Here is a 13,162-nt window from a genome sequence, read left to right as displayed (position 1 = left end):
ATATAACTTCGTGTTAAATATAAGAGCTTATCAGGTTGTTAAATTCTTAATTTAAAAACTGTTTTAGAGACGTTTTTATCATTTTAGATGAAAATAGATGCCTAATTTGATAAGTAAATGATTACTCTTTATTCTTTTAAAAAAGGTTGTTTATTAAAATATTCTATTATAGTTTGTTGCAGAAAATTAATCTATAAGACATTTTTTAGCCCTTATGAGAATTCTCATAAGGGCTAAAAAATGTCTTATATTATGTTCAACGAAAGTGTCGAATATTTTTATTATTTGATTAAAACGGAGTATTATTTCTTGTTAACTAACTCCATTAAATCAACATCGTTACCTAATAATACATCCGTAGGGTTTATTCTTCCTTCTTCTGGTCCGTTTTCTAATTTTAAAACTCCTCTAGGACAAACAGCAGAACAAATACCACAACCAACACAGCTAGATCGTACAATGTTTTCTCCTTTTTGAGCATAAGCTCTTACGTCAATTCCTTGTTCGCAATACGTAGAACAGTTTCCACAAGAAATACATTGACCACCGTTAGTTGTAATTCTAAAACGAGATTTAAAACGTTGGATAAAACCTAAATACGCTGCTAACGGGCATCCAAAACGACACCAAACTCTATTACCAAAAATCGGGTAAAATCCAGTTCCAATTACACCTGCAAAAATAGCACCGATAAGAAAGCCATAAATATCTTGAATTGTTTGTGTTTTAATACCTAAAACCTGGTCGGCACCATAAAAGAAAGTATATAAGGCAAAACCGGTCATTACTAAAACAAAAACAAGTACAGAGTGAATTACAATACGCTCTACTTTCCAAGAAAGTAATGTTTTACTAGAAAGTTGTCTGTAAGGATCCCCTAAAGTTTCAGCCAAACCACCACAACCACATACCCAAGAACAGTACCATCTTTTCCCGAAGAAATATACCATTACTGGTACCACTACAATAGTTAAAACAATTCCCCATACTAAAATAAATAAACCAAAACCGCCACTAGAAAGAAGTTCATCTAAGTTCCATTTAAAAAAGAAATCATAATCTAAAGGAAAGGCATTTTTAAAATCATACCAAGGTTTTTCGAAACGAACTAAAACCTCAGGAATTAAAAAAGCAAATACAATTTGAAAGAATAAAACAGAAGTAGTTCTTAAAATTTGATATTTATTATGACGGTATTTTATGTACATTCTTACTGCCATAACAGTCATAACTACACAATATAAAAAACCATATAAAAACCATTGACTTGCCGGATTATTACTAATAGATTGGCTAATAGGATCTACCAAATAAACCCAGTTTACAATAAAATCAGGATAAAAATAAAGTAGCACATAAAAAGTAACCAAAAAGACAAAAGCAAACCAACCTATCCAACCACGATTGGTAGCTGCATTTAAAAATATTCCATTGTTTTTTATTCCTGGCTTTCCTAGTATAATAACATCAGGAACTATAAATAACAAAGCTCCAAGAATACCCAAGCCAAAAGTTAAAAACCATGCTAAACCTGTGTTTTCAACAGCAAACCCTTTTCCTGATTTTTTAGCAAGTGTAAAACTTAAACTATGCAGTTTTCCGGAGATTTTATATTGAAATTGGGCCCCTTTTTTGTCCCAATTCTTTTCAGCGTCGTATTTTGCTATAAGGGCATCATAATAATTATTAGAGTTTTCATAAGCTTGTATAACACGACTCGAAAACTGAAAGATATTTAAATCTTCTGAGGTTACAACAGCCTTTGTTAATTCGTCAGCTATAACGGTACTTTTATAATTTTGTTCTTTTAAAAAAGTATCTAATTCTCCTTTTGTTAAACTGAAAGAACCTGTGAAAATAGTTCCTATAAAGATGGCTAATCCTACTAAAAAAATGATTAAACCTGATTGTTTTACTATTTTCATATTTTTATGCTTTACTAAAAATTCGTTTCCAACTTTTCTTTTTCAGCTGAATATTAGTGTTGTTTTCTTTGTTGAATTTGGCAATTATTGCTGGCTCGTGTAGTTTGTAAAATTCAGGATCGAAATTGGCATCAGATAAATGCTCTAATACATATTCTATAGATCGTTTTTCGTTTAATATTTTATCAAAAAACTCGTGACGCATTCTAATTCCGAAGTTATTTATGCCAATAAACCTGTGTGTATTTTTATCATAATTTATATGAATACATTTTTTACCATCTTCATGTTCCCAATAAAAGCGGGCTTCATTTTCTTTTGGTTGCGCCCAAACCCAACCGTAGGTTTGGTATTCTATATCTATAAATTTAGCAGAGTTAAACCAATGGCCCGGTTTGTAAGCCATTTTATTTCCGCAAATAGTTTGGGCCACTGTTTCGCCCATCATTCTTCCAGTATACCAAACGGCTTCTATTACTCTTCGTTGGCCAATAGCTAAATGTTGTTCTGCACAATCACCTATCGCATATATATCTTTAATATTGGTTTCTAAAAAGCGATTTACTTTTACGCCTCTATCAATTTCTATTTCAGAAGATTTTAAAAAATCAACGTTAGGAGAAACCCCTGCGGTTAAACCAACAACATTACACTCAATTTCTTCATTAGTTTCTGCAATTATAATCGATTTTACTTGTCCGTTTTCATCAGATTTAATTTCTTTTAAGTTAGTACCTAAACGCAAATCTATATGATTGTCTAAAATTTCTTTATTAATCATTTCTGATTCTTCGGAAGGTAAAACACCGTTCCAAAAACTCTTTTCACGAACTAAAAACGTTACAGGTATGTTTCTACTATGTAACATTTCGGCAAGCTCAATACCAATTAATCCACCACCAACAATTACAGCTCTTTTGCATGCTTTATTATTGGGGGCATATTTTTCAAGTTTTTCTAAATCTTGTTTGTGATACATTCCCATAACACCATCTAAATCTTGGCCAGGCCAACCAAATTTATTAGGTTTAGAACCGGTTGCTATAATTAATTTGTCATAAGAAAGTTTTTCACCGTCTTTAAATTCAAGTTCTTTATTAGCAGAATTTATTTCTGTAACAAATCCTCTTTTAAGGTCAATGTTGTTTTTTTTCCAAAACCAAGACTCGTAAGGTTGTGTATGTTCAAACTTCATGTGCCCCATGTATACATACATTAAAGCAGTTCGAGAAAAAAAGTAATCTGTTTCCGCAGAAACAATGGTAATTTTTTTATCTGATAATTTTCTAATGTGCCTTGCAGCTGTAACACCAGAAATTCCATTACCAATAATAACAACGTGTTCCATAAAAGTTGATTTGCAGTTTGGTCGAGGTTAAAGTTAATAACTTAATAGGTTGAATTAATTTAGAATGAGTTTAAATACGGTAAGAATTCTAATATGTGGTTTTAAAAAAACTAATAATTGGCCTCTAAAGATGTTAATTGTTTAAAAAAACACTAATTTAGGAGTTATGAAAGTAGTTAAATTTTTTATAATATGTCTTTTATGCTTGTCTTGTAAAAGTCAAATAAAAAAAATAAACGGACTTAGTTTTGTGGCTTCTCCAGATAAAATCACCAATGAACATGTTACTCCTGTTTTAAACGTTTCAGCTAATTACGTGGCTTTAATGCCTTTTGGATTTATTAAAGATTTGTCATCTCCAAAAATAATTCATAATACCAATAGACAGTGGTTTGGCGAAACTGAAAAAGGAATCCTGCAATATGGAAAAGAATTTGAGAAAAACAATGTAAAATTGATGATAAAACCGCAAATATGGGTTTGGAAGGGTGAGTTTACAGGGAATATAAAAATGGAATCAGAAGAAAATTGGAAGATTTTAGAAGATTCGTATTCAGAATTTATTTTAACATATGCAAAAACAGCGCAGAATTTAAAAGCTGATATTTTTTGTATCGGAACAGAATTAGAGCGTTTTGTTCAAAACAGACCTGCTTTTTGGTTGCAATTAATTAAAAATATTAGAGCTGTTTATAGCGGTAAACTTACCTATGCTGCAAATTGGGATGAATATAAAAGAGTTTCTTTTTGGGCGCAATTAGATTATATTGGTATTGATGCTTATTTTCCGTTAAGTGATAAAAAATCTGCAACTACACAAGATTTTGAAAAGGGTTGGCAAGTACATAAAAAAGAAATTATAAGTGTTAGAGAACAGGTTAACAAGCCTGTTTTATTTACAGAATATGGCTACAGAAGTGTTGATTATAACGGAATAAAACCGTGGGAATCTAACAGAGTAGTAGAGAAAGTAAATTTAGAAGCGCAAAGAAATGCAACAGAAGCTATTTATAATCAATTTTGGAAAGAAGAATGGTTTGCTGGCGGATTTGTGTGGAAATGGTTTCATAAACACAATGAAGTTGGAGGAGAAGATAATAATAGGTTTACACCTCAAAATAAACCAGCAGAAAGGTTGTTAAAAGAATTATATGCTCAATAAATTACAACTAAACGAATTACTTTTTACTTAAAGGGTATATTTCTTGCCCAATAAAACTTTTAGGAAAATACTCATCTCCATCAAAACCAATTTCAATATCTCTACCAGAATGAGGAATGTAGTTTGTTTTAAAAATATAATCCCAAATGCTTAATGTAATCCCGAAGTTTACACCTTTACTTCTTTCTTTGGGAAGTTCTTTAGCATGGTGCCAAATATGCATTTTCGGATTGTTTAGAATATATTTTAAAAAACCATAATCCCAATTAATGTTAGCATGATTTAAATGGCCAATAGTAATGTTGAAAAAATGAACCAAGGCAACATCTTGTGCCGTGAATCCACCCATTATAGCCAACGGAATATATTTCATTGAATTATAAACAACGGGCTCCATCCAGTGATATCTTAGATGCGCAGCAAATCCCATTTCTTTTACAGAATGATGTACCTTATGAAAGTTCCATAAAAACTCATACTTGTGTAATAGTGTATGTGTAAACCATTGTACAAAATCAATAATAATAAAAAAGGTGAAAATTCTAAGCCAAAAAGGAAATTCGTTGACGTTAAAAAGTTGAAAACTTGTTATAGATAAGTCAAAAAACCCTAAGAAGTCGTTAAAAATTTGTGCGGCTGAATTAGATAAAGCAATTAAAACAATTAGGTTTAATAAGAAAAAATTGAAGAACATATAGAATACATCTTGCCAAAAATCTTTTCTAAATATTGCTTGATTTTTACGCCAAGGAAAAACCATTTCAAGGATCCAAACAACCAAGGAGATTGTAATTAATCCGTAAAAGTAATTTTCCCAATTCAATTCCATAAATACAGATTGTTTGAGGTAATTCCAATAATCGGAATAAGAATTTTTTATGATTTTGAGGTATTTATCCATCAAATATAAAATAAGATTGTTTTAAAATATATGAAATAAAAGTAATGATTTTTACGCTATTGTTTCTAATACTTTAAAAATAATCGCACTCATAAATGCAGCAATAGGTAAAGTAAGTACCCAAGATAAAATAATTTTCCCGATTACTTTATAATTTGCTTTTTTGGTAACTGTACCAATACCAAATAAAGAACCTACAGAGACATGTGTTGTTGAAACAGGTAAGCCATGAACACTGGCGGTAGTTACCAGTAAACCGGTAATCATATTTGCTGTAAGACCTTGACTAGGATTCATTTTTGTGATTTTTTTACTCATTGTTTCTCCTACTTTCTTTGCATTTAATAAACCCCCTAGTGCCATTATAATGGCAACAGAGATCATACTCCATTTAATATCAATAGTATTAATGATTATTAGTAAACCAACAATTTTAGGCGTGTCATTTAATCCTCTAGCAAAACTTACAACACCAGAACTTAAATAGTGTAAAGAATCTAAAAGTTTAGAAAAGTTAATCGTGAATAAGGTTGGATTTTCTTTATTTAAAGAGGGTGCTTTTTTTCGTAAAAACTTAAATAATAGATAAGCAAGTAAACTTAAAATTGCAGCTATAAGCGGACTTACAATTAAAGGCATTAGAAAAGTACTACCAAGTTTGTTGAAATTGAATTCAGTACCAACAGCCATTACGCCGGCACCAAATAAACCGCCAACCAAACTGTGAGTAGTAGAAATTGGCATACCAATTTTGGTTGCTGAAAAAACAGTTAAAGCAGCCCCTAGGGCAATTGAAATTGCAAAAATAGGTGTTTGTATTAACTCGTTAGGAACTAAACCTTTTCCTGAGAAGTTTTTAACGAGTTCTTCTGCTAAAAAAATAGCAGCAATAGAACCTGAAAAAGTAGTAATTGTAGCCCAATTAATTGCTTTCTTGTAATTCGTAGTTCCGGAGCCAAATAAGGTTGCAACACCTTTAAAATTATCATTTGCACCATTACTATATGCTAAAAAACAAGCAGCAATAAACAAGAGTAGTAAAATCATTGAGTTAAATTTTTAAATACTATGGCTTAGACGTTTTACCTACTTTGTACTTACTGTTGCAAATAAAAAACCCATCAAATTTTATTTTGATGGGTTTTTTTATGTGAATAAAAGTAGTTGTTACTTTTTATTAAAATCTTTAATATACTTATCTAAAGCCATTGTCATTGAAGGCGTTTCGGGTGTTGGTGCAGCAATATCTACACGTAAACCTCTATCTTCAACAGCTTTAATAGTTGTGTTACCAAAAACAGCTATTCTTGTTTCGTTTTGTTTGAAGTCTGGAAAGTTTTCAAATAAACTATCAATCCCCGAAGGGCTAAAGAAGACTAAGATGTCATAAAAAACATCTTCTAAATCAGATAAATCACTAACTACAGTTCTATATAAATCTGCACGTTTCCAATCAACACCTAATTTATCTAACTCCTCAGGAATTAAAGGTTTTAATTTATCCGAAGAAGGTAATAAAAACTTCTCGTCTTTATGCTTTTTTATCAATTTAGTTAGTTCAGGGAAAGTTCTAGTACCAACATAAATTTTACGTTTTCTGTACACTACATATTTTTGTAAATAATAAGCAACAGCTTCTGATTGACAAAAGTATTTCATAGAGTCGGGAACAGTAAAACGCATTTCTTCAGCAATTCTGAAAAAATGATCTACAGCATTCCTGCTTGTTAAAATAATTGCAGTATAGTTGTTTAAGTCAATTTTTTGAGATCTAACTTCTTTTCCATCAATACCTTCAACGTGAATAAAAGAGCGAAAATCAATTTTCACTTTTTGTTTTTCAGCTAAGTCAAAGTAAGGAGACGTTTCCGTCTTAGGAGCAGGTTGAGAGACTAAAATAGTTTTCACTTTCATATATTTTTCTCTTTACGTAGTCGTTGTTATTTTATAAACAATTAATAGCGGTGCTATTTCAAGGGTGCAAAAGTACAAAATAAAATAAAAGAACTTACGTATAACTATTTTTTTGTTGTTTTTAATGATTAAAAAAGCCCTGAAAATAAATAAGATACCAAAAACAGTTAATAGAAACGCGCGGTTGTTAAAACTAAATAAATAGAGTATTAAAGCAGGAAACAACCATAAAGCAATACTGTTTAAATAACCTGATTTTATATGAATGAAATATTTAGCAATGGTATTGATCCCCATTATGTTAGCTAATAAAAAGTCTAAAAAGTATTTAAAAGCAAAGTAAAAAACAGTAAAAATTAGTACTACTAAATAACTTAAAAATTTATGATTGCTCGTGGTAGAAATTATTATTAAAAATAAAAATAAAGAAATTACAATTGCAGAGAAAAAGAAAAGTGTTAAAGAAAAAGGAGTGTAAAAAGAAGCGTTTTTTTCTATTTTTTTTTTAAAAAAACCAGGCGTAAAGGGCGCAAGGGCATATCCTAATAACTTATTTGGTTTAAGTGATTTCATTATTACTAATAAAATTACCGCAAATATAATTACTAAAGTAATCCAATTATTATTAGATATAAGACGTTCAATTGCTTGCAAATGTATTTTTTTAATGCTTTTAATTAACACAAAATTAGTGATAATTTAGTGTATATTTGCTTAGATTTAGATGAAAATTACATGAAATCAGACGCTTTAGTTATAATTCCTACTTATAACGAAAAAGAAAACATAGCGGCGATAATACAAGCAACCTTTAAGCAAGAAAAAGAGTTTGATATTTTAGTTGTTGATGATAACTCTCCTGATGGCACAGCCGCTATAGTAGAGCAACTGCAAAAAGAATATCCGAATAGACTTTATATTGAAAAAAGAACAGGCAAAAACGGATTAGGAACAGCATATATTCATGGGTTTAAATGGGCTATAAATAAAGGTTACGAGTTTATAATTGAAATGGATGCTGATTTTTCGCACAACCCAAACGATTTAATTAAGTTATACAATTCTTGTGCAATTCATGGTGCAGATGTTTCTGTAGGTTCTCGCTATTCTGTTGGAGTAAATGTTGTTAACTGGCCAATGAGTAGAGTTTTACTGTCTTATTTCGCATCAAAATATGTGCGATTAATTACAAGAATGCCAATTCACGATACTACAGCTGGTTTTGTTTGTTATAAAAGAAAAGTTTTAGAAACTATTAAATTAGATAAAATTAAATTTATAGGATATGCCTTTCAAATAGAAATGAAATTTAAGGCATGGAAGCATCAATTTAATATAAAAGAAGTTTCAGTTATATTTACTGATAGGATTTTAGGAGAATCGAAACTAAGTTCTGGTATTATAAAAGAAGCAGTATTCGGAGTTATAAAAATGAGATTAAAAGGTTTACCAAAATAATTATGAAATCATATTTAATTAAAAATGCAAACATCGTTAACGAAAACAAGGTTTTTAAAGGTGATGTTTTAATTGAAGGAAATTATATAAAAGAAATTTCAGTAGAAATTTCGACAACTTCAAATGTAGAAGTTATTGATGCTACAGGTAAATATTTAATTCCGGGTATGATTGATGATCAAGTGCATTTTCGAGAGCCAGGTTTAACTCATAAAGCAAATATAGCAACCGAAAGTAAGGCAGCAATTGCGGGTGGAATTACATCTTTTATAGAAATGCCCAATACGGTACCGCAAGCAACGACTCAACAATTATTAGAAGACAAATTTAAGATTGCTTCAAAAACATCTTATGCGAACTATTCGTTTATGTTTGGTGGAACAAACGATAATTTAGATGAGTTGTTAAAAACAAACCCTAGAAATGTAGCTGGAATTAAGTTGTTCTTAGGTTCATCAACAGGAAATATGTTAGTTGATAATGAAGAAGTTTTAGAGAAAATATTCTCATCAACAGATATGTTAATTTCTGTACATTGTGAAGACGAAGCAACGATTAGAAAAAATACGAAAGAATATAAAGCTAAATATGGCGATGATATTCCGTTAAAATACCACCCAGTTATTAGAAGTGAAGAGGCTTGTTACTTATCTTCTTCAAGAGCTATTGAATTGGCTAAGAAAACTGGGGCAAGGTTGCATGTTTTTCATTTATCAACAGAAAAAGAAACGCATTTATTTAGAAATGATATTCCGTTAGAAGAAAAGAAAATTACTGCCGAGGTTTGTATACACCATTTATGGTTTACAGATAAGGATTACGACAAAAAAGGGACGCATATTAAGTGGAACCCTGCTGTTAAATCTCAAAAAGATAAAGATGGTTTATGGAAAGCGTTATTAGATGATCGAATTGATGTAATTGCTACCGATCATGCACCTCATACTTTACAAGAAAAAGATAATGTGTATATGAAAGCACCAAGTGGTGGTCCATTAGTGCAACACGCGATTCCTGCCGTTTTAGAAAAAGTAAAAGAAGGAGTTTTATCAATTGAAAAAGCAGTTGAAAAAATGTGTCATAATCCTGCAAAATTATTTAAAGTAGAAAATCGCGGATTTATTAAAGAGGGATATTTTGCTGATTTAGTATTGATAGATACGAATGATAATTGGACGGTTACCAAAGAAAATATATTATATAAATGCGGATGGTCTCCTTTTGAAGGCGTTGAGTTTTCACATAAAATAACACATACTTTTGTAAACGGAAACTTAATGTTTGTAAACGGTGTTTTTGATGAAGAAACCAAAGGAAAACGATTAGAATTTAAAAAATAGATGAAAAAATTTTTCTACATAGCGCTCTTTACGTTATTTGTTTCATGTACAAGTAACACGTTTTATAAAGCACCTAAAGATTTAATTCCGAAAGATTCGATGGTTACTTTGTTGACAGATATGTACATAGCATCTTCTGCTAAAAATGTGAAGAATAAATTCTTGAAAAAAGAAAAAAATTATGTAGGGTTAGTGTATCGTAAATATAAAATAGATAGTACGCGTTTTAAAAGTTCTAACCTATATTACACCTCTTTATCTGAAGAGTATGCAGAGATTTTAAAAGAAGTGAAAACTAATTTAGATTCTCTAGAGAGTTTTTACAGATTTAAAAAAATCAAAAAAGATTCATTGCCTAGAAAAAAGAAAATATTAAACGAAGAGTTATCTTTAAAACTAAGTGATAAAAACCAAAAATTACAAAAACCAGTAAAGAACCCGAAAGCAGTTAAGTAATTTAAGCGTTAAATTTTTCACAGACACTATTAATTACATTGTCAATTAATTCGAATTCGAAACCTGTTTCTTTTTCTATCTTTTTTGAAGAATAAAATGATTTAGTGTGTGAAGATTTTGCTGAGTTCTTAGTCAATAAAGCTTCTTTTCTAGTAAGTAAAGTTAATAACCAATCAATTCTCCATAATATACCAGTTGTAATTTCTCCAATTTTTATATAGGGTCTTTTTTTGTGCAATCCATCAGCTATAGCAACTAAAACATCTTTAAACGACTTATTCTCTGAAACTAAAACAAAGCGTTCATTTTTAACATCAGAGTTCATTAATAAAGCCATTGTTTTTACAACATCTTTAACGCCGACGAATCCAGTAACCCCTTCAGTATAAAACTTTAACCCATTGTTTATTTTTGTAAATAACTTACCAGGTCCTTCATTCCAAAAGCCACTTCCTAATATTACTCCCGGATTTATAATAACAACATTTAATCCTTCTTGGCTACCTCGCCAAACTTCCATTTCGGCACCATATTTTGTAATAGAATAACCACTATTATTGTCTTCGTCAGACCATTCATTTTCTTCGTCAATTGGTTTTTCATTAATAGAGCTTCCAACGGCAGCAATCGAACTCACGAAACAGAATTCATCAACATTGCCATCAATAGAAAGATTAATCATATTGGCAGTACCTTCAATATTTACTTGACGCATTTGTCTATAATCTTTCGGATTAAAAGAAACCAATGCAGCACAATGATATACTTTGCTTATGTTTTTAAAAACAGGTTCTAAAGACGGTATATCAGTAATATCAGCCTTAACCCATTCTATTTTAGTAAAGAAGAGTTCAATATCATTTGTATAATAAGAAAATATTTTTTTGACGTGTTCTTTCTTTTTTTCCGTTCTATAAATAGCACGTATTGTATCATTTTCTTGCGTTAAATGATATAATAAATGTGATCCTACCAATCCTGTTCCTCCTGTAACTAAAATCATATAACGAAAATAGAATTTTTTGAACGATAAATGTATCTTTGTCTCTTTAAAACTCATAAAAATGACCAAAAATTTAGTAGAAGAATTACGTTGGCGTGGAATGATTCACGACATGATGCCAGGGACAGAAGAGCAATTGCAAAAAGAAATGACGGCGGCATATATTGGTTTTGATCCAACCTCTGATTCATTACACATTGGTAGTTTAGTACCTATTATATTACTTGTACATCTTGAAAAAGCAGGGCATAAACCAGTTGCTTTAGTAGGAGGAGCTACAGGAATGATTGGTGATCCGTCAGGAAAATCAGACGAGCGTAATTTATTAAATGAAGAGGCGTTAGCTAAAAATGTAGACGGAATTAAAAGAACTTTAGCGCGTTTTTTAAATTTTGAGAGCGATAAAACAAATGCTCCTTTGTTGGTAAATAATTACGATTGGATGAAAGATTTTTCATTCATAGAATTTGCAAGAGACGTTGGTAAACGTATTACGGTAAATTATATGATGGCTAAAGACTCTGTAAAGAAACGTATTTCTGGAGATTCTAATAGCGGAATGAGTTTTACAGAATTTACATACCAATTAATTCAAGGATACGATTTTTACCATTTGTATAAAAATCACAACTGTTTATTACAAATGGGTGGTTCAGATCAATGGGGTAACATAACTACAGGTACAGAGTTAGTGCGTAGAATGAATGTAGGCGAAGAAGCAAAGGCGTATGCAATGACTTGTCCGTTAATTACAAAAGCAGACGGATCGAAGTTTGGAAAATCAGAAGGAGGAAATATATGGTTAGATGCAGCTAAAACATCAGTATATAAATTCTACCAATTTTGGTTAAATACTTCGGATGAAGATGCAGAAAAATATATTAAAATATTTACATTTTTAGATGAAGTAAGTGTTAAGGAATTAATAGCAACTCATAAAGAAGCTCCTCACGAAAGAGCACTTCAAAGAAAATTAGCAGAAGAGGTTACAACATTCGTTCACTCTAAAGACGAGTTAGAAAAAGCAATTGCAGCATCTAATATTTTATTCGGAAAATCTACCTCAGAAGATTTAAAAGGTTTAGATGAGCAAACATTTTTAGACGTTTTTGATGGTGTGCCGCAAGCGGAAGTTTCTAAAAAAGATATCTCAGAAGGTCTATCAATGATTGATGCATTGTCAGGAAAAACTAGCTTTTTAAAATCTAACGGAGATGCAAAAAGAGCGTTAAAAGAAAATGCTGTTTCGGTAAATAAAGAGAAAGTAAAAGAAGATTTTACAATTACAGTAAAAGATTTAATAGCTGATAAATACGTGTTATTACAACGCGGAAAAAAGAGTTATTTCTTATTAAAAGTAGCGTAATTAAGAAGCTATTTTAATATTAAAAGTTAAAGGGCATCGCTTACAGTTGATGCCTTTTTTTTGGTATTTATTACAACACTTATTTTTTGGTTTTATACAATTTGATGTGCAAACAGAAGAGCATACAGCTTCTTGTTGCATCGAAACAACAGGAATCGCCTTTTTATTTTCAATATAAAATATGATCATAACTTGTGTAATTCGATGCAAATATAATACTTTATTTAGAATAAATTAAAATAATATTTAATGTGATTTTTTTCTTTAAAAAAGATAGTTAAGCTATCTT

12 protein-coding genes are annotated in these 13,162 nt (G+C 30.5%); 5 read left to right on the top strand and 7 right to left on the bottom strand.

From position 1 onward, the window contains the following. Positions 1–302 precede the first annotated feature (302 nt). A complete protein-coding gene (locus P2G10_RS02095; protein ID WP_275315026.1) occupies positions 303–1,925 on the bottom strand; it encodes a 4Fe-4S binding protein in 1,623 nt (540 codons plus the stop codon). A gap of 4 nt (positions 1,926–1,929) precedes the next feature. After that, positions 1,930–3,273, bottom strand: coding sequence for an NAD(P)/FAD-dependent oxidoreductase (locus tag P2G10_RS02090; RefSeq protein ID WP_275315025.1), 1,344 nt, complete (start codon positions 3,271–3,273; stop codon positions 1,930–1,932). Between the two features lie 166 nt (positions 3,274–3,439). Between P2G10_RS02090 and P2G10_RS02085 the strand changes: the two genes are divergently transcribed. After that, positions 3,440–4,435 (top strand): glycoside hydrolase family 113, encoded by a 996-nt coding sequence (locus tag P2G10_RS02085; protein WP_275315024.1) that lies wholly within the window; start codon positions 3,440–3,442, stop codon positions 4,433–4,435. 16 nt (positions 4,436–4,451) lie between these two features. Here the strand turns inward: P2G10_RS02085 and P2G10_RS02080 are convergent, their stop codons facing one another. The 4 genes from P2G10_RS02080 to P2G10_RS12755 form a co-directional block, all read right to left on the bottom strand. Continuing rightward, positions 4,452–5,336: a sterol desaturase family protein gene (locus tag P2G10_RS02080; RefSeq protein WP_275315023.1), complete on the bottom strand. Its 885-nt coding sequence runs from the start codon at positions 5,334–5,336 to the stop codon at positions 4,452–4,454. Between the two features lie 51 nt (positions 5,337–5,387). Beyond that, the gene (locus tag P2G10_RS02075; protein WP_275315022.1) at positions 5,388–6,383 is read right to left on the bottom strand and encodes an inorganic phosphate transporter; all 996 of its coding nucleotides are present in this window, start codon (positions 6,381–6,383) and stop codon (positions 5,388–5,390) included. Between the two features lie 120 nt (positions 6,384–6,503). Next, positions 6,504–7,250: a uroporphyrinogen-III synthase gene (locus P2G10_RS02070; protein ID WP_218771678.1), complete on the bottom strand. Its 747-nt coding sequence runs from the start codon at positions 7,248–7,250 to the stop codon at positions 6,504–6,506. Positions 7,251–7,262: 12 nt separating this feature from the next. Beyond that, on the bottom strand, positions 7,263–7,934 hold the full coding sequence (locus P2G10_RS12755) for a DUF4271 domain-containing protein (RefSeq protein WP_420833277.1): 672 nt from the start codon (positions 7,932–7,934) through the stop codon (positions 7,263–7,265). A 51-nt stretch (positions 7,935–7,985) separates the two neighbouring features. Here P2G10_RS12755 and P2G10_RS02065 point away from each other — a divergent pair, with 51 nt between their 5' ends. From P2G10_RS02065 to P2G10_RS02055, 3 genes are read left to right on the top strand one after another with little or no spacing between them, the layout of a single operon-like run. After that, a complete protein-coding gene (locus P2G10_RS02065; protein WP_275315021.1) occupies positions 7,986–8,708 on the top strand; it encodes a polyprenol monophosphomannose synthase in 723 nt (240 codons plus the stop codon). A gap of 2 nt (positions 8,709–8,710) precedes the next feature. Then, positions 8,711–10,048 (top strand): dihydroorotase, encoded by a 1,338-nt coding sequence (locus P2G10_RS02060; RefSeq protein WP_275315020.1) that lies wholly within the window; start codon positions 8,711–8,713, stop codon positions 10,046–10,048. After that, positions 10,049–10,504 (top strand): DUF4296 domain-containing protein, encoded by a 456-nt coding sequence (locus P2G10_RS02055; RefSeq protein ID WP_275315019.1) that lies wholly within the window; start codon positions 10,049–10,051, stop codon positions 10,502–10,504. 1 nt (position 10,505) lies between these two features. Here the strand turns inward: P2G10_RS02055 and P2G10_RS02050 are convergent, their stop codons facing one another. Then, positions 10,506–11,507 (bottom strand): NAD-dependent epimerase/dehydratase family protein, encoded by a 1,002-nt coding sequence (locus P2G10_RS02050; protein ID WP_275315018.1) that lies wholly within the window; start codon positions 11,505–11,507, stop codon positions 10,506–10,508. 61 nt (positions 11,508–11,568) lie between these two features. Here P2G10_RS02050 and tyrS point away from each other — a divergent pair, with 61 nt between their 5' ends. Then, positions 11,569–12,873, top strand: a complete 1,305-nt coding sequence (tyrS, locus tag P2G10_RS02045) for a tyrosine--tRNA ligase (protein ID WP_275315017.1) — start codon at positions 11,569–11,571, stop codon at positions 12,871–12,873. Positions 12,874–13,162: the final 289 nt, after the last annotated feature.

Origin of the sequence: Tenacibaculum bernardetii, from assembly GCF_029125915.1 — a bacterium.
In the GTDB taxonomy this organism is placed as follows: domain Bacteria; phylum Bacteroidota; class Bacteroidia; order Flavobacteriales; family Flavobacteriaceae; genus Polaribacter; species Polaribacter bernardetii.
This window is presented reverse-complemented; position numbering and strand designations above follow the sequence as displayed.